The sequence below is a fragment of the Stenotrophomonas sp. ASS1 genome, assembly GCF_004346925.1.
GTDB lineage: Bacteria > Pseudomonadota > Gammaproteobacteria > Xanthomonadales > Xanthomonadaceae > Stenotrophomonas > Stenotrophomonas maltophilia_A.
In genome coordinates, this window is the sequence record NZ_CP031167.1 from 105,847 (window position 1) to 123,363 (window position 17,517).

Genomic DNA, 17,517 nt, shown 5'->3' on the forward strand with positions numbered 1-17,517 from the left:
TGCTTCTGCTCTTCTTTTTTCTTTTCCGTGGCGGACGCACTCGGAAATTGTCAGAGGCCGGGCGGGATGGGTTCGCGGGGGTGTCCGCGGCATGGATGCCGCGGCCAAGCCCCCATGGACGGGTTGACGGCGTCCCCCGCGAATCCATCCCGCCCGGCCAAGCGCGGCTTTTGATGTTCACAGTCAACCAGCCGCCACGAGGGGCTGCGCCGTTCGCTGGAAACCCCTCAGTCGTCCGCGGAAACCGTCCGCCCCGACGCCCACGCACGCAGTGCTTCTACCTGCTCTGCCATCAGCACCGACAGCGGTCGGGTGGCGCGGATCTCGTTCATCAGCAGCTCGGTGTCCAGCGGCCGGCCTTCGGCGTGTGCCGCATACAGGCCAGCCACGATCGCCTGCTCGATCTCGGCGCCGGAGAAGCCATTCGCGGCCGCCGCCAGCGCGGGCAGTGCGAAGTCGTCGGCGTTGAGCTGGCGCCGGCCCAGGTGCAGCCGCAGCAGTTCCACGCGCACGTCGGGCGAGGGCAGATCGACGAAGAAGATCTCGTCGAAGCGGCCCTTGCGCAGCAGCTCGGCGGGCAGCTCGTGCACCTGGTTGGCGGTGGCGACGATGAACACCGGCGCTTTGCGTTCGGCCATCCAGGTCAGCAGGTAACCGAGTACACGTCGTGACACGCCGCCGTCCTCGCCTCCGCTGGCCAGGCCTTTCTCGATCTCATCCATCCACAGCACGCACGGCGCCAGCTGCTCGGCCGAGGCCAGCGCCTGGCGCAGGTTGGCCTCGGTCTCGCCGTGGTACTTGTTGTACAGCGCGCCCACGTCCAGGCGCAGCAGGGGCACGCCGAAGCCGGCGGCGGTGGCCTTGGCCAGCATCGACTTGCCACAGCCCTGTACACCCAGCAGCAGCATGCCGCGCGGCGGGTCCAGCCCGGCCGGGGCGGAGCCGGCAATGAAGGCCACGCGCCGCTGGTTGATCCAGCGCTTGAGCCGGTTGGCGCCGGCCACATCGCCGAAGCGCGCGCTGTCATGTTCGAAGAACAGGTGGCCGCTGCGGTTGAGCAGCTCGAACTTCAGCCGCGCCAGCTGTGGCAGGTCGTCGTCGCGCAGTGCGCCGTCGGCGTAGATCAGCTGGCGCGCGATGCGCCGGGCATCGACCAGGCTCAGGCCCTGCAGGTTCTTCAGGATCTTCTTGACCGCTTCGCTGTCGACTTCAACCCGGCGGCCGCCATGCTCGCGCGCATAGGCGTCGGCCTCCTCGCGCAGCATCTTCAGCAGGGCATTGGCATCGGGCAGGCGCGGGTTGAAGCGCACCGCCAGTGCTTCCAGCTCGGCCGGCAGTTCCACCTTGGCGCCGATCAGCACCAGCACGTGCGGCTCGCTGTGGCGGCGCTGGATCAGGTCGCGCAGGGCGCGCTGGTGGCTGGCATAGCCCAGGTAGGGGTGGAAATCGAGCAGCAGGTAGACGCCGCGTTGGTCGGCCTGGCGGATCATCTGCAGGGCCGCGCTGGCATCGGGCGGCCCGACCGGCGGGTCTTCGCTGTCCAGGTCGATCCGGCGCAGACCCTCGGTGATCGACCAGCGGTGCAGCGCCCGCCAGACGTGCATCAGCGTCTGCCGGAACAGCTCTACGATGCGACCCTCGTCCTGGGTCTCGATGACGATCAGTGGGGTATTGGCGCGGATCAACGCGCTCAGGTCCTGCAGTTCGCTCATGCCGGTTCGATCCCTCGGGGGCGCCACGATAGCAAAGGCGATGGCCGCTGGTTCAGCACGACGCTACCTCCCGTCACCATCACCGGTGTACGCTCGGGGCACGTACCCGGAAGCGAGGCTGGCATGAAGACGATCCTGGTGGCCGGTTCCAAGGGCGGGGTGGGCAAGACCACCGTCGCCACCCACCTGGCCGCGTACGCGGCATTGCAGGGCAAGGCCACGGTGATTGCCGATGCCGACCCGCAGGGTTCCAGCACCCGCTGGGCACAACGCCGTGCCGGGCTGGAAAGCGCGGTGCTCCCCATCGACGTGTATCGGAAGAAGCAGTGGGCGCAGAAGCTGCCCGACGGCACCGACACCGTCATCATCGATGCGCCGGCCGGTGCCCTCGCTGACGATATTCCCCATTTCCTCGACGCTGCCGACGCGGTGGTGGTACCGGTGCTGCCCTCGGCGCTGGACATCGAAGCGATCGTCGGCTTCCTCAACAGCCTGGCCCAGAACCCGCGCGTGCACAGCCGCAAGCTGCCGGTGGGGCTGGTGCTCAACCGTACCAAACCATGGACCCAGACCTCGCAGCAGGCGCTGCAGATGCTGGGTGAATGGCCGTACCCGGTGGTCGCGCAGCTGCGCGACAGCCAGAGCTATGTGGTCATGACCGGCCTGGGCCGCAGCCTGTTCGACTACCGCTCGGCCCAGGTGCGCGAGCACCAGGCCGACTGGGAGCCGCTGCTGTCCTGGCTGAAGCTTTGATGCCTGCGTCACTCTTTCTGCTGCATCCTCTTCTTCATGGAAACCCGCGATGCGTGAACTGATCCTGCTGCGCCATGCCCATGCCGAACCGGCTACCCCCGGCCAGGCCGACCTCGACCGGCCGTTGTCGCCGGTGGGGCTCGCCGAAGCCGAAGCCGCCGGCAAGTGGCTGAAGGAGAACAACCTGCTGCCGGACTGCGTGCTGTGCTCACCGGCGCGGCGCACCCGGGAGACCCTGGAAGCCGTGCTCGGCACCATCGGCTATGTCGAGAAGCGCCTGGAAGACCGCATCTACGAGGCCACCCCCGGCACCCTGGCGGCGCTGGTGGACGACCGCCGTGACCTCGACCGGGTGCTGATCGTCGGCCATAACCCCGGCCTGGAGCGCCTGGTGGCGTTGATGACGGAAGGCACCAGCAGCGACTATCGCGGCATGCCGCCGGCCGGCATTGCCGTGCTCGGCTTCCCGCGCGAGGCCTCGATCGAGCCGGGCGTGGCCAGCCTGAACGCGTTCTGGTGGCCGTGATCCAATGAGCCTGGCGCGGCGCAGCCGCTTTCTGCTGCCCGTGCTGCTGGCTTCCGGCGCGGCCTGGGCTGCCGCGCCACCGCCAACGCCCTTGCCGCCGGTGGTCGCTGAAGCGCACCGGGTCCTGCACCTGGATACCCAGCGCTCGCAGATCGGTTTCGAGGTGCGCACCCGCTTCGGGCAACGCATCGAAGGCCTGTTCCCGCACTTCGAGGGTCGCATCGAGATCCTCTCCGACGGCCGCCATCAGGTGCACCTGAAGATGTTCACGCGTTCGGTCGAGATCCCCGGCAAGGCGCGCTACACCGGCTGGATGCGCGGCGAGGAGTTCTTCGACGCAGGCCGCCACCCGGTGGTCGAGTTCGACTCGCTGCCGTACTGGCCGGAGACCGTGGAAGACGGGGGCGACATCAACGGGCGGCTGACCCTGCGCGGGATCAGCCACCCCGAGACACTGAAGGTCGAGAAGGCGGATTGCGCCCGACCCGGCTATGATTGCGACGTCGTCAGCCGCGGTACCGTGCAGCGAGGCCGGTATGGAATGGACAGCTGGCAGCTTGCCTTGAGTGACCGAGTGACCTTCGTATTGCGAGCGCGCCTGAGCGAGGCGCCGAAACCGTGAACCTCCTGCTGCGTGTACTGGCGCTGGCAACCGTGTTGCTGGGCAGCGGTTGTGCATCGCTGTCCAATGCCGAGCGCGACCGCGCCGAAGCGATCGCCGTGCAGGCGCGCTCGATCCAGGTCGACTGTCAGCGCGCCGACCGCTGCGCACAGGATTCGCCGCTGCGGGCGTTGGCCGGCCGGGCGTTCACCGAATCCACCCCGGAGCAGCCGCGCCACTACGCCACCCTGCTGGACGAGGGGGAGGGCGCCCTGGTGGCGCGCCTGAACCTGCTGCGCAGTGCCACCCGCAGCATCGACCTGCAGACCTACATCTTCGACAAGGACGACAGCGCGCGGCTGGTCATCGACGAACTGCTGGCCGCGTCGCGGCGCGGGGTGAAGGTGCGGGTGCTGATCGACCAGCTCTCGGCGATCTCCGACCTGCAGATCCTCGGCGCATTGTCCGGCGCCCACCAGAACTTCCAGCTGCGGGTCTACAACCCGACCTTCGGCAAGGCCCGGCTGAACTACTTCGATTACGCCGGCAGCGTGCTGTGCTGCTTCCGTCGCTTCAACCAGCGCATGCACAACAAGCTGCTGGTGATCGACGATGCGATCGGCGTGGTCGGCGGCCGCAACTACCAGGACGACTATTACGACTGGGATCGCGAGTACAACTTCCGCGATCGCGACGTCATGATCGCCGGCCCGGAAGCACGGGCGATGGCGGCCAACTTCGATGCGTTCTGGCGCGCCAAGCGCAGCGTGCCGGCCGAGCGCCTGAATGACGTGGGCCGCACCCTGCTGCGCGAAGGCGTGCCGGTGCTGCCGCCCGCCACGTTCCGCCGCCCGGAGCGGGTGCAGCGGGTCAGCGCTGAAGCCAATGACATGGAGTTCGTCACCCGTTCCTTCGTGGATACCGCGCTGCCGGTGGCCTCGGTGCGCTACGTCGCCGACCTGCCGCGCAAGCACCGCCGCGAGAAGGCCGATGCCCCGCTGGCCGGCCAGCACGTGACCGAGCCGCAGCTGGATGCACTGATCGCCGGCGCGCAGAAGGAAGTGATCCTGCAGACGCCGTACCTGGTGCTGTCCAAGCCGGCGCAGAAGCTGTTCCGCGAGCTGCGCAAGCGCCCGCAGCCGCCGCGCGTGGTGGTGTCCAGCAACAGCCTGGCGGCCACCGACAACCCGATCGTGTATGCGCTGTCGTACAAGTACAAGCGACGCAACATGCGCGAACTGGGCTTCAACATCTTCGAGTACAAGCCGTTCCCGCTGGATGCACCGGTCGACTACCGCAATCTGCTGCCCGACCCGATCGCCGCGCCCGGAGGCGACGACGACGGCGGGCGCAATCCGCTGATCGGCGGCAGCGCCGCTGGCAGCAATGCCGGTGGTGGCAGCGACGGGGATCTGGCCGCGCCCCGCAAGCAGGTGGCGGTGCATCATCCGCGTACCGGCAGTGCCTACCAGAACGCGCGCGAACGTCGCCGCGCCGCCGGCAGCGAGGTGGAAACGCGCCTGCTGCGCACCGAGACGCGTCCGTCGTTCCTGGGCAGCAAGGCGGTCAACAAGCCGTTGCCGGTCACCCGCAAGGGCGCCCGCATGGGCCTGCACGCCAAGTCGCTGGTGGTCGATCGCCGCATCGGCGTGGTCGGCACCCACAACTTCGATCCGCGCAGCGAGAACTACAACACCGAAGGCGCGGTGATCATCGACGATCCGGTGTTTGCCGAGCAGCTGGCCGAGAGCATCCTGCGCGATACCCATCCGCAGAACTCGTGGACAGTGGCGCCGCGGGCCAAGCCGCCAGTGCTGTCGGGCCTGAACTACAGCGTCGGCAAAGCCTCCGAAGCGCTGCCGATCCTCGACTTCTGGCCGTGGCGCTACGCCACCGACTACGAGTTCAAGCCCGGTCCGGACTGCCCGCAGCCGCTGCCACGGCAGGACCCGGCGTTCCACAACTGCTACGTCGCCGTCGGCGACTTCCCCGAAGTCAACGTCGGCCCGAAGTGGCTGCTGGTGCGCATGCTGACTGCATTCGGCGCCGGCCTCGTTCCCATCCTCTGAAGGTGCCCGCATGACCCAGGTATTCCGCGAAGCCGTTTCCATCGAGCAGCTCAACGCGCTCAGCCGCAACACGGCGATCGAATCCCTCGGCATCGTCTTCAGCGCTGCGGGCGAAGACTGGCTGCAGGCCACCATGCCGGTGGACGAGCGCACCCGGCAGCCGTACGGCATCCTGCACGGCGGTGCCTCGGTGGTGCTGGCCGAGACCCTGGGCAGCAGCGCCGGCAACCTGTGCGTGGATACCGGCAAGCAGATCTGCGTGGGCCTGGAAATCAACGCCAACCACGTGCGCGCCGTGCGCTCGGGCACGGTCACCGGCACCGCCCGCGCGCTGCACGTGGGCCGCAGCACCCAGCTGTGGGAGATCCGCATCGAAGACGAGCAGGGCCGGCTGGTGTGCATCTCTCGGCTGACCCTGGCGGTGGTGGCCGCCGGCCACGGTTGAGCCCCCGGCGGGCGTGTTGACGGCGGCAGAACCCAGCGTTCCCCGCCGATTGCCCCGGTCAATGGCGGTTATGGCCTAAATCGGCTGGCAGCTGCTGCGGCGCTCCGGTATCGTGCGCGGATGACTTCCCCCACTCCGGCCCCCCGTGGCGGCGTGGCGCGTGTGTGCCGTTACCTGTACCGCGTACCGCTGCTGTTGGTCCACATCATCGTGTTCCTGCCGCTGATCCTGATCGGCATGCTCCCGCCGTGGGGCGAGCTGCGCGTGGGCGAGGATACCTTCGGGGCGAAGGTGGTGAACTGGTGGCAGGGCGGCCTGATGTGGATCTTCGGCTTCCGCCTGTCACGGGTGGGCCAGCCCTTGCCCGGTGCCGTGCTGTTCGTCGCCAACCACGTCAGCTGGGTCGACATCTCCATCCTGCACAGCCAGCGCATGATGGGCTTCGTCGCCAAGCGCGAAATCGCCAGCTGGCCGCTGGTCGGTTGGCTCGCTGCGCGCGGGCAGACCATCTTCCACCAGCGCGGCAATACCGAATCGCTCGGTGGCGTGATGCAGGTGATGGCCGATCGCCTGCGTGCCGGCAAGGCAGTAGGCGTGTTCCCGGAAGGGCGCACCCGCGGTGGCCATGAAGTGGGGCCGTTCCATGCCCGCATCTTCCAGGCCGCGGTCGAAACCGGTGTTCCGGTGCAGCCTGTGGCGCTGGTCTATGGGTTCAAGGGTGACGCACAGACCATCGTGGCATTCGGCCCGGGCGAGAGTTTCGCCGCCAATTTCCTGCGCCTGCTGGGTGAGCCGGCGCGGCATACCGAAGTGCATTTCCTGGAGCCGATCGGTACCCAGGACCTGGAAGGCCGTCGACGCATCGCGGAAACCTCGCGCGCGCGCATCGTGGCGGCCATGAGCACCGGCTGAGGGCACGGTGGCCCTGGTCCCGCCACCCGTCCTGGACGCCGGTACACCGACGTTGCATGCGACTGACTACCAGCCGCCGCGCTGGCTGCGCAATCCGCACCTGCAGTCGATGCTCAGCTCCAGCCGCATGCGCCTGCAGCGCGGCCTGCTGCTGCTGGCGGCCACCGGTGCGGTCAGCGAAGAGCTGATCCTCGATGGTGGTGATGGCGTGCGCCTGCAGGGCTGGCACAGCCATGTCGAAGGCCGCGAGCCCAAGGGCATCGCGCTGCTGCTGCATGGCTGGGAAGGCAGTGCCGAATCCAGCTACATGCGCATGGCCGCCGCGCGCATGATCGAGCAGGGCTTCGACGTGGTGCGGCTGAACTTCCGCGACCACGGCAACACCCATCACCTGAACCCCGGCATCTTCCACTCCAATCTCATCGATGAAGTGGTGCACGCCGCGGGCGATATCGCCCAGCGCTGGCCGCAGCTGCCGCTGGTGGCCGCCGGTTATTCGCTGGGTGGCAACTTCGTTCTGCGCCTGGCCCTGCGCGCGCCGGCGGCCGGCGTGCCGCTGCTGCGCGTCGCCTCGGTGTGCCCGGTGCTGGACCCGGCGCTGACGATGGAGAGCATCGAGAACGGCCCGGCGATGTACGACTGGTACTTCCGCCGCAAGTGGGCCGGCTCGCTGCGCCGCAAGCGCGATCTGTTCCCCGAGCTGAGCGACTGCGACGACCGCGTGCTGAAGCTGGACATCCGCGCGCTGACCGCCTGGCTGGTCGAGCGCCACACCAGCTTCGGTTCGCTGCAGGCCTATTTCGACGGCTACTCGATCGCCGGCGACCGCCTGTCGTCCCTGCAGGTACCGGCCGACATCCTGATGGCGCAGGATGACCCGGTGATTCCGTACGCGACCTTCAGCAACTGGCAGCTGCCGCGCCAGGCGCGCCTGGAAACCGCCTGCTGGGGCGGCCACTGCGGGTTCATCGAAAACTGGCGCGGCGACGGCTTCTCCGAGCGCTGGGTGGCGCAGCGCCTGCAGCGGGTGCTGGCGGGCTGAACCGGCACCGGTGCGTGGACCGCTACAATGCGGGTTTGCACTTGAACCGGACCGCCATGCAAGACCAGATCATCCAAGCGTTGCGCCAGAACCAGGCCGACCAGGCCGTGCAGCTGGCCCAGGCGTGGACCCGTGATGAACCCGGCCAGGCCGAAGCCCACCGCTGGCTGGCGCTTGCGCTGCAGCAGCAGGGCAAGGCCGAGGATGCGATGGAGGCGCTGCAGCAGGCGTTGCAGCTGGCCCCCGATGATGCCCAGCTGCACCTGCAGCACGCTGGCCTGCTGCTCGCCCTGCGCCAGTATCAGGGCGCTGACGAAGCGCTGGCACGTACCACCGGGCTTGACCCGAATTCCTTCGCCGCCTATCTGATGCAGGCGCACCTGGCGATCGGCCGCAACGACTTCGATGAAGCCCAGCGCCTGTCCACGCTGGCCTCGCGCGTAGAGCCGGACCACCCGGAACTGCTGACCATCGACGGCATGATCGCGCTGCGCCGCGACGACCCGGATCGTGCGCTGACGCTGCTGTCAGCGGCCAACCAGGCGCAGCCCAACGACACCCGTGTGCTGTACGCACTGGGCTTCGCCTACCTGGGCAAGGACATGCTGGCCTTCGCCGAGCAGGCGTTCCGCCGCGTGCTGGAACTGAACCCGGCCATCAGCTCGCTGCATGGCCTGGTAGTGCAGTTGGCGCTGCGCCAGGGCAACCTGGAGGCGGCTGCCGAAGCGATGCAGATCGCGCTTCAGCAGGAAGGCATGGATACGCCGTCGATGCGTCGCCTGGCCGGTGAACTGTCGCTGCGCGGCGGCCAGCCGCTGCAGGCGTTGGACCATCTGCTGCCGTTGCTGGAATCGATCCCCGACGACCGCCAGGTGCTGCAGCTGCTGCTGATGTCCTGGCAGCGCCTGGGCCGCGAAGACGAGGCCCGCGCGCGCCTGGACGCGGCCCTGGAACAGCATCCGCAGCTGCACGACCTGTGGCTGGCACGCCTGGCCGTGGAAGAAGTCGGCAGCCCGACCGCCGCGGCGACCGTGGAGCGCTGGATGGACGCGATGCCGGGTCATCTGCCGGCACTGGAAGCACGCCTGCGCCTGCATGACATGGTGGGCGAACACGAACAGGCCGAAGCCATCGCCGAACGTATCGTCAGCCTCGAACCGGGCCGCGTCAGTGGCGAAACACGCCTGGTCGAAGGCCTGCTGCAGCGTGATCCGGTTGCCGCGATCGCGCGCGTGCAGGCGCTGATCGACAGGGCGCCGGACGGCCATCGCGCCGACCTGCGTACCTGGCTGGGTGAAATCCAGGACCGCGCTGGCCAGCCGGAACAGGCGCTGCAGACGTGGATGGCGCTGCAGGCCGACCAGGCACCGCAGCGCCTGCCGCTTCCACCGCAGGCCAAGGCGCCGCCGAGCTGGCCGGAGAAGGGCGAGATCGACAGTGATGCCGGCTCCGCGCCGATCTTCCTGTGGGGTGCGCCGGGTTCGGGTGTGGAGCGGGTTGCGACCGGCCTGGCGGCCGCCAGCCCGGTGCTGCGCAGCGACCGCTACACCAGCAATCCGCCGGATGATGCATTCCAGAACTACCACACGCTGCAGGACCTCGCCTCCGGCGTGCTGACCCCGGAGCGGCTGGTGCAGCGCTGGCGCGAGCAGCTGCCGGCGCGTGGCCTGCAGGGCGATGCCGTCATCGACTGGCTGCTGTGGTGGGACAACGCCCTGCTGTGGGCGCTGCGCCCGCAGCTGCCGCAGGGACGACTGGTGCTCGTGCTGCGTGACCCGCGCGACATGCTGCTGGACTGGGTGGCCTACGGCGCTGCCGCTCCGCTGGCGATGACCTCGCTGGCTGAAGCCAGCGAATGGCTGGCGCGCGGGCTGGCGCAGGTTGCCACCCTGCATGAGGAAGAACTGTACCCGCACGTGCTGCTGCGCATCGACCAGATCGGCAATGATCCGCACGCGATGGCCGAGCTGCTGGGACGCCTGTTCGAGCGGCAGATGCCGCCGGCCGCACAGCTGGGCGCACCGCGCTTCCCGCCGGGCCACTGGCGCAACTACCGCGACGTGATGAGCGCCGCCTTTGCCAAGCTCACCCCGATTGCGGTGCGCCTGGGTTACCCGGAAGAGTAAGGAGAAGCCGATGCAACTGAGCAGCCACAGCCTGACCAACGGCGCGCCGATCGACCGCGCGTTCGCTGCCGGCGATGCCACCGGCTTCGCGCCGGACCGCAATCCGCACCTGGCCTGGAACGGTGCACCGGAAGGCACGCGTTCGTTCCTGCTGGTGTGCGTGGACCCGGATGTGCCGACCGTTGCGGAAACGGTCGGCCGCAGCGACATGACCGTGCCGCGCGACCAGCCGCGCTGCGACTTCGTGCACTGGGTGATGGCCGATATTCCGGCCTCGGTGCAGGAGATCGCCGCCGGCAGCTGCAGCGATGGCTTCGTGGTGAAGGGCAAGACCGCACCGGCTGGCCCGGCGGGCAGCCGCCAGGGCCTGAACGACTTCACCGGCTGGTTTGCGGGCAACCCGGACATGGCCGGCGATTACCTGGGCTATGACGGCCCCTATCCGCCGTTCAACGACGAACGCGTGCACCGCTATTTCTTCCGCGTGTTCGCGCTGGATGTGGCCTCGCTGGCGCTTCCGGCGCGCTTCACCGCCGCCGACGCATATCGCGCCATGCACGGCCACGTGCTGGCCGAAGCCGCACTGCATGGCACCTATACGTTGAACCCGGCGCTGGGCTGAGCGGCACGATGGGGAGAGCCGGCCGCTGGCCGGCTTTGCTTCTGTAGTGTCGAGCCACCATGAAAAGGGGCAGCCGGCCAGCGGCCGGCTCTACCCACCACGAAGAAGGGCGACCTCGCGGCCGCCCTTCTGTCGTCTTACTTCTTCTCGATGGCCGACTCGACCACCATGTCCAGCACGTACGCCTGCGACGGCGCATCGGCCGGCGGGTTCTTCACTTCGTAGCGCTTCACGCGCACCACGTTGCGCACGCCGTCCTCGTGGGTGTAACCCTCGATGTTGCCGTAGAAGTTCTCGAACTTGCCCGGCTCACCCTGCTTCAGGCCCTTGTCGTCGAACTTCACTTCACGCACCTGCAGGCACTGGTAGTCCGGGATCAGCGGGTGCGAGCACTTCTCGGTCTTGGCGGCCACTTCCAGGAACACGGTTTCGCCGGCGCCACCGTAGCGGGTTTCAGCGGTCGGTTCCGGGTTGAACACCAGCACGTCGCCCTTGGCGGTGGTCAGGGTCAGCTTGCCATCGGCATCCTGCTCGGCCTTCAGCTCGCCCTGCAGGCGGCTCGACACGGCCTCGTCCAGCGCCATCAGCGCCTTGTCGGTGCAGGCCATCATGGTCGAGGCCATCGCACTGACCGTCAGCTTGCCGTCGGCCAGGGTGTAGCCGCCACCCATGTGGTTGCAGGCGTTGCTGACCGACAGGCGGCCATCAGCGAAGTCCAGGGTGACCGGCTTGTCTTCGCGGGCGAACAGCGCGTCGATGCGCTTGCCGTCGGCGGCGGTGGCCTGCTGCAGCAGCCAGTGCTGGCTCTGCAGGCGCTGCGCGTCCAGGTGCGCCAGCGTCTGCTGGTCTGCTGCCTTGGCCGCGGCCGGGGCCACGTCGTCGCCGCCGGTGCCGGCCGGGGCCGGGGTCTGGCTGCAGGCGGCCAGCAGGGCCAGCGGGAGGAGCAGGGTGAGCTTGCGGTTCATGGTGATTCTCCTTGGGGAACCGTGGGGGAAACGGGGTGGGGCCGGCAACGGGGTTACCGTGCCCCGGCGCTGTTCAGCTGCCGGACGGCAACCACAGCAGCAGCGCGGCGCCCAGCGCGATGCGGTAAAGCGCGAATGCGGTGAACCTGTGCGATTTGATGTAGCCCATCAGCCACTTCACTACGACGAAGCCGGTGACGGCCGCGGCAAGGAAGGCCACGCCCACCTCGGTCCAGTTCTCGCTGCCCAGCTGTCCGGCCTTGGCCATTTCCAGGAAGGTGTAGGCGCTGGCGGCGAACATGGTGGGAATGCCGACCAGGAACACGAACTCGGCGGCAGCGGCGCGACGGCTCAGGCCCAGCAGCATGGCCAGGAAGATCGCCGAGGCCGAGCGCGAGGTGCCGGGGAACACGCCGGCCACGACCTGCGCCAGGCCCACGCCGATCGCCACGGTCCAGGTCACCTGGTCGCGGTCGGGCAGGCGCGCGGTGTAGGCCTCCACCAGCAGCATCCAGACGCCACCGATGATCAGTGCCCAGGCCACCGGGCTGACCGTCTCCGGCAGCGACCAGCCGGCTTTGCGCACCACCAGGCCGACCACGGCGGTGACCAGGAAGGCCGCGCCCAGCTTGAATATGTACTCGCGGTTCTCGCGCTGCCCGAAACCGGTGGCCAACTGCAGCAGGCGCTGGCGGAACACCAGTACCACCGCCACGATCGCGCCGGCCTGGATGACGATGTTGAAGAAGTCCGAACGGGCACCCAGCCAGTGCTGGGCGATGAGCAGGTGGCCGGTGCTGGAGATCGGCAGGAACTCGGTCAAGCCTTCGAGGATGCCCAGCAACAGGGCGGAGAGCAGGTCGGACATGGACGGTGCGGGCACGCGCGGCAGGAAGGAAGAAGGTCGAGAGGATAGACGATCACTGCCGCACCAAACGGGTGCGTCCGCTGTCGGCTGCACCCATTTGGTGCGCACGGTTCTGCACCGCTGCGGGGCGGCCTTTTTGAAATCAATGACTTGCGGCGTTCCAAAGGTTGGCACGGTCGTTGCTGTACCTCAGCAGGCATTCATCCCCATCCGAGGTCGTACCGATGTCCGTGGAAAACGTAGAAAAGCTGATCAAGGACAACCAGATCGAGTTCGTCGACCTGCGTTTCGTGGATATGCGTGGCGTCGAGCAGCACGTCACCTTCCCGGTCAGCATCGTCGAACCGTCGCTGTTCGAAGAAGGCAAGATGTTCGACGGCAGCTCGATCGCCGGCTGGAAGGGCATCAACGAATCGGACATGGTGCTGCTGCCGGACCCGTCCAGCGCCTACGTCGACCCGTTCTACGCCGATCCGACCATCGTGATCAGCTGCGACATCCTCGATCCGGCCACCATGCAGGCCTATGGCCGCTGCCCGCGCGGCATCGCCAAGCGTGCCGAGGCCTACCTGAAGTCCTCCGGCATCGCCGAAACCGCGTTCTTCGGCCCGGAGCCGGAATTCTTCATCTTCGACTCGGTCCGTTTCGCCAACGAAATGGGCAACACCTTCTTCAAGGTCGACTCGGAAGAAGCGGCGTGGAACAGCGGCGCCAAGTATGACGGCGCCAACAGCGGCTACCGTCCGGGCGTGAAGGGCGGCTACTTCCCGGTTCCGCCGACCGACACCCTGCACGACCTGCGCGCGGAAATGTGCAAGACCCTGGAACAGGTCGGCATCGAAGTGGAAGTGCAGCACCACGAAGTGGCCACTGCGGGCCAGTGCGAGATCGGCACCAAGTTCAGCACCCTGGTGCAGAAGGCCGACGAACTGCTGCGCATGAAGTACGTGATCAAGAACGTCGCGCACCGCAACGGCAAGACCGTCACCTTCATGCCCAAGCCGATCGTCGGCGACAACGGCAGCGGCATGCACGTGCACCAGTCGCTGTCCAAGGGCGGCACCAACCTGTTCTCCGGTGACGGCTACGGCGGCCTGAGCCAGCTGGCGCTGTGGTACATCGGCGGCATCTTCAAGCACGCCAAGGCCATCAATGCCTTCGCCAACTCGGGCACCAACAGCTACAAGCGCCTGGTGCCGGGCTTCGAGGCGCCGGTGATGCTGGCCTATTCGGCCCGCAACCGTTCGGCCTCGTGCCGCATTCCGTGGGTGTCCAACCCGAAGGCGCGCCGCATCGAAATGCGCTTCCCGGATCCGATCCAGTCCGGCTACCTGACCTTCACCGCGCTGATGATGGCCGGCCTGGACGGCATCAAGAACCAGATCGACCCGGGTGCACCGAGCGACAAGGACCTGTACGACCTGCCGCCGGAGGAAGAGAAGCTGATCCCGCAGGTCTGCTCCTCGCTGGACCAGGCGCTGGAAGCGCTGGACAAGGACCGCGAGTTCCTGAAGGCCGGTGGCGTGATGAGCGATGACTTCATCGACGGCTACATCGCGCTGAAGATGCAGGAAGTGACCAAGTTCCGCGCGGCCACCCACCCGCTGGAATACCAGCTGTACTACGCCAGCTGACCGGATGCGATGGCGGTGGGTTTCCCCCTCCCACCCGCCGCCATCGCTTCCGTTTTCGCGGCTGGGGAGCCGCAGGGCGGGCCCCGGTCCGCCGTGGTAGTGCGGACCCCGACCCGCCGTGGTAGAGCGGGCCGCTGGCCCGCCGTGGTAGAGCGGGCCGCTGGCCCGCTGCAGTAGAGCGGACTGTTAGTCCGCTGAAACAGGGGCAAGAGAGACCGGATACGCGACCAGGGCCGCCCTCCCTCCCGCGTCGGTCGTGCAAGGAGAGAGGCACGGCCGTCCCGGCCCTGTACGTGTCCGGTGCAACAGCCACGGTCATCATCCTGATGACCCGTGGTTGCCTGATGCCAACGCGCGCTGGCGCGCTGGCCCCATCCACCATCGGGACATGCGCATGAAACTGATCTCCGCCATCATCCGGCCATTCAAGCTCGACGAGGTCCGCGAGGCCTTGTCCGACGCAGGCGTGTCGGGCATTACCGTGACCGAAGTGAAAGGCTTCGGCCGCCAGAAGGGCCACACCGAGCTGTATCGCGGCGCCGAGTACGTCGTCGATTTCCTGCCCAAGATCAAGATCGAAACCGTGGTCACCGACGAACGTGCCGATGCGGTGATCGAAGCGATCCAGTCGTCGGCAGGCACCGGCAAGATCGGTGACGGCAAGATCTTCGTCACCGCCGTCGAACAGGTCATCCGCATCCGCACCGGCGAAATCGGTGCCGACGCGCTGTAACCCCTTTCCGGAGACTCCCCCATGAAGATGCGCCTTCTCACCGGGTGGCAAGCCCGGTTCCATATCGTGTGCCTGTTGATGCTGTTCAGCGCGCTGGCCGCCGGTGCGTGGCCGGGCAGTGCCCACGCTCAGGCCCAGATCTCGCCGCTGCCGAGCGAAAGCGTGGCGGTCGAACCACTGCAGGACCCGGTCGCTCCGGCCGCCGCACCGGCCGCGGCTGAAGCCGCCGCGACCTACGACCATGGCGACGTGGCCTGGATGCTGACGTCCACCCTGCTGGTGCTGCTGATGGTGGTGCCGGGCCTGGCCTTGTTCTATGGCGGCCTGGTGCGTTCGAAGAACGTGCTGTCGGTGCTCAGCCAGATCCTGGTGGTGTTCTCGCTGGTGCTGCTGCTGTGGGTGGCCTATGGCTACAGCGCGGTGTTCAGCACGGGCAACCCGTTCTTCGGCTCGTTCACCGAATTCGCCTTCCTCAAGGGCTTCACTCCGGAGTCGGTCGGCAACACCCCGATCAAGGGCCTGCCGGATTACCTGTTCGTCGCCTTCCAGTCGACGTTTGCTGGCATCACCACCGCGCTGATCGTCGGCGCGTTCGCCGAGCGCATCAAGTTCCGTGCGGTGCTGCTGTTCTCGGCGCTATGGTTCACCCTCAGCTACATCCCGATGGCGCACATCGTCTGGGGTGGCGGCTACCTGGGTGAGATGGGCGCGATCGATTTCGCCGGTGGCACCGTGGTCCACATCAACGCAGGTGTGGCCGGTCTGGTCGCCGCGTGGTTCGTCGGCAAGCGCCTGGGCTATGGCCAGACCGCGCTGAAGCCGCACAACGTGCCGTTTACCTATATCGGTGCGATGCTGCTGTGGGTCGGCTGGTTCGGCTTCAACGCGGGTTCCGCCGCTGCCGCCGATACCGTCGCCTCGCTGGCCTTCCTCAACACCGTGCTGGCCACGGCCGCTGCCGTACTCGGTTGGACGCTGGTGGAAGCGATCAGCAAGGGCAAGCCGTCGGCACTGGGCGCGGCCTCGGGCGCAGTGGCCGGCCTGGTCGGCATCACCCCGGCCTGCGGCACCGTCGGCCCGCTCGGCGCGATCATCATCGGCTTCGTCGCCGGCGTGGTCTGCGTGTGGGGTGTGACTGGTTTGAAGCGCCTGCTGAAGGTGGACGACACCGCCGACGTGTTCGGTGTGCATGGTGTCGGCGGCATCGTCGGCGCGATTCTCACCGGTGTGTTCAGCGCGCAGTCGCTGGGCGGCACCAAGGCCGATCTGGATATCGCCCATCAGGTCTGGGTGCAGGTGGTCAGCGTCGGCCTGACCGTGGTCTGGTCGGCGGTAGTGACCACGCTGATCCTGCTGGTGGTGCGCAGCGTGGTCGGCCTGCGCGTGACCGAGGAAGCAGAGCGCACCGGCCTGGATGTGACCTCGCACGGCGAGTCCGCCTACGAGGCCTGAAGTAGCGGCCGAGCTACTGCATTGATGTTGTGGGTGCCGACCGTTGGTCGGCACTTTTACTGGTCTGGTAGGTGCCAAGCTTGCTTGGCACTGGGTCTGGGTCTGCTCTGGTGGGTGCCGACCGTTGGTCGGCACAGCGGCTAGCCCATCCACGCATGGCGTGGATCTACTGCATCCTCTCTGGTGGGTGCCAAGCTTGCTCGGCACGGCGGCATGCATCATCGCGCCTGATCGCGCACAATCGGGCCATGCACCCGATCCGCACCGCCCTGATGCTCTCGGCCTGCCTGCTGCTGGCCGCCTGTGCCTCCGCGCCGCAGGAAACCCACAACCCGCTCGCCACCTGGGTGCCGTCACCCAACCAGAACGCGCGCACGCCCGTCATCATCGTCATTCACCACACCGAACAGAAATCGGTGCAGCAGAGCCTGCGTACGTTGCGCACGGCCAACAGCGGTGGACCGGTCAGCGCGCACTACCTGATCGGTGCCGATGGCCATCGCTATCAGCTGGTTGCCGATGAGCGCCGCGCCTGGCACGCCGGCGCCGGGCGTTGGGGCACCATCACCGACCTCAACTCGGCATCGATCGGCATCGAGCTCGACAACGATGGCCGCAGCCCGTTCAGTGCGGCGCAGATCGAATCGCTGATTGTGCTGCTGCGCGATCTCACCGCCCGCCTGAACATTCCGCCGCGGCAGGTGATTGGCCACGCCGACCTGGCGCCGACGCGCAAGCAGGATCCGAGCCGGTTCTTCCCGTGGCAGCAGCTGGCCGAGGCCGGTTTCGGCGTCTGGCCGCGCGCGGCCGACGGTGCGGCACCGGAAGGCTTTGACGCGTGGAGTGCGCTGGCCCGCTTTGGCTATCCGCTCGACAACCGGGACGCCACCGTCGCAGCCTTCCACCGCCGTTTCCGTGGCCGCGACGACCTGCCGAAGACACTGGATGCCGAAGACGCCCGCATCCTGCATTCCCTGCTGCTGCAGACGCCGTGAACCATGCCTGGCGCGTTCGCAGCGCAGGCATCTCCATGCCGTTCCCGCTCCCCGGCAGTGCC

At 67.7% G+C, this 17,517-nt stretch carries 16 protein-coding genes; 13 read left to right on the forward strand and 3 right to left on the reverse strand.

Annotated elements, in window-relative coordinates:
* Positions 1-227 precede the first annotated feature (227 nt).
* Entirely contained in the window at positions 228-1,712 is a 1,485-nt protein-coding gene (locus MG068_RS00440) for an AAA family ATPase (RefSeq protein ID WP_071228822.1), read from the reverse strand.
* A 123-nt stretch (positions 1,713-1,835) separates the two neighbouring features.
* On the opposite strand from MG068_RS00440, the gene MG068_RS00445 reads away from it, so the two are divergent.
* From MG068_RS00445 to MG068_RS00485, 9 genes are all read left to right on the forward strand, one after another.
* Positions 1,836-2,465, forward strand: coding sequence for a ParA family protein (locus MG068_RS00445; protein ID WP_010487235.1), 630 nt, complete (start codon positions 1,836-1,838; stop codon positions 2,463-2,465).
* A 49-nt stretch (positions 2,466-2,514) separates the two neighbouring features.
* Positions 2,515-2,991 (forward strand): SixA phosphatase family protein, encoded by a 477-nt coding sequence (locus MG068_RS00450; RefSeq protein WP_005407539.1) that lies wholly within the window; start codon positions 2,515-2,517, stop codon positions 2,989-2,991.
* Between the two features lie 4 nt (positions 2,992-2,995).
* Positions 2,996-3,613, forward strand: a complete 618-nt coding sequence (locus MG068_RS00455) for a YceI family protein (RefSeq protein WP_032128717.1) — start codon at positions 2,996-2,998, stop codon at positions 3,611-3,613.
* Positions 3,610-5,661, forward strand: coding sequence for a phospholipase D family protein (locus MG068_RS00460; RefSeq protein ID WP_049462234.1), 2,052 nt, complete (start codon positions 3,610-3,612; stop codon positions 5,659-5,661). The genes MG068_RS00455 and MG068_RS00460 overlap by 4 nt, the downstream gene beginning before the upstream one ends.
* Before the next feature lie 10 nt (positions 5,662-5,671).
* The gene (locus tag MG068_RS00465) at positions 5,672-6,106 is read left to right on the forward strand and encodes a hotdog fold thioesterase (RefSeq protein WP_032128719.1); all 435 of its coding nucleotides are present in this window, start codon (positions 5,672-5,674) and stop codon (positions 6,104-6,106) included.
* A gap of 120 nt (positions 6,107-6,226) precedes the next feature.
* On the forward strand, positions 6,227-7,018 hold the full coding sequence (locus MG068_RS00470; protein ID WP_049398187.1) for a lysophospholipid acyltransferase family protein: 792 nt from the start codon (positions 6,227-6,229) through the stop codon (positions 7,016-7,018).
* Positions 7,019-7,070: 52 nt separating this feature from the next.
* Complete coding sequence (locus MG068_RS00475) at positions 7,071-8,060, forward strand: YheT family hydrolase (RefSeq protein WP_071228829.1); 990 nt, start codon at positions 7,071-7,073, stop codon at positions 8,058-8,060.
* 56 nt (positions 8,061-8,116) lie between these two features.
* Positions 8,117-10,186 carry a tetratricopeptide repeat protein gene (locus MG068_RS00480; protein WP_132808727.1) on the forward strand — a complete coding sequence of 690 codons (2,070 nt, stop codon included), beginning with the start codon at positions 8,117-8,119 and terminating at the stop codon, positions 10,184-10,186.
* Between the two features lie 10 nt (positions 10,187-10,196).
* Positions 10,197-10,808, forward strand: coding sequence for a YbhB/YbcL family Raf kinase inhibitor-like protein (locus MG068_RS00485; RefSeq protein ID WP_132808729.1), 612 nt, complete (start codon positions 10,197-10,199; stop codon positions 10,806-10,808).
* A gap of 137 nt (positions 10,809-10,945) precedes the next feature.
* Here the strand turns inward: MG068_RS00485 and MG068_RS00490 are convergent, their stop codons facing one another.
* On the reverse strand, positions 10,946-11,773 hold the full coding sequence (locus MG068_RS00490; protein WP_049423162.1) for an META and DUF4377 domain-containing protein: 828 nt from the start codon (positions 11,771-11,773) through the stop codon (positions 10,946-10,948).
* A gap of 73 nt (positions 11,774-11,846) precedes the next feature.
* The gene (locus tag MG068_RS00495) at positions 11,847-12,641 is read right to left on the reverse strand and encodes an undecaprenyl-diphosphate phosphatase (protein ID WP_132808731.1); all 795 of its coding nucleotides are present in this window, start codon (positions 12,639-12,641) and stop codon (positions 11,847-11,849) included.
* Positions 12,642-12,865: 224 nt separating this feature from the next.
* Between MG068_RS00495 and glnA the strand changes: the two genes are divergently transcribed.
* The 4 genes from glnA (at position 12,866) to MG068_RS00520 (ending at position 17,455) form a co-directional block, all read left to right on the forward strand.
* Complete coding sequence (gene glnA / locus MG068_RS00500) at positions 12,866-14,275, forward strand: type I glutamate--ammonia ligase (RefSeq protein ID WP_005420964.1); 1,410 nt, start codon at positions 12,866-12,868, stop codon at positions 14,273-14,275.
* A gap of 394 nt (positions 14,276-14,669) precedes the next feature.
* A complete protein-coding gene (locus tag MG068_RS00510; RefSeq protein ID WP_004134334.1) occupies positions 14,670-15,008 on the forward strand; it encodes a P-II family nitrogen regulator in 339 nt (112 codons plus the stop codon).
* A 21-nt stretch (positions 15,009-15,029) separates the two neighbouring features.
* Positions 15,030-16,460: an ammonium transporter gene (locus MG068_RS00515; protein WP_132808733.1), complete on the forward strand. Its 1,431-nt coding sequence runs from the start codon at positions 15,030-15,032 to the stop codon at positions 16,458-16,460.
* Positions 16,461-16,708: 248 nt separating this feature from the next.
* Positions 16,709-17,455, forward strand: a complete 747-nt coding sequence (locus MG068_RS00520; RefSeq protein WP_049462230.1) for an N-acetylmuramoyl-L-alanine amidase — start codon at positions 16,709-16,711, stop codon at positions 17,453-17,455.
* Positions 17,456-17,517: the final 62 nt, after the last annotated feature.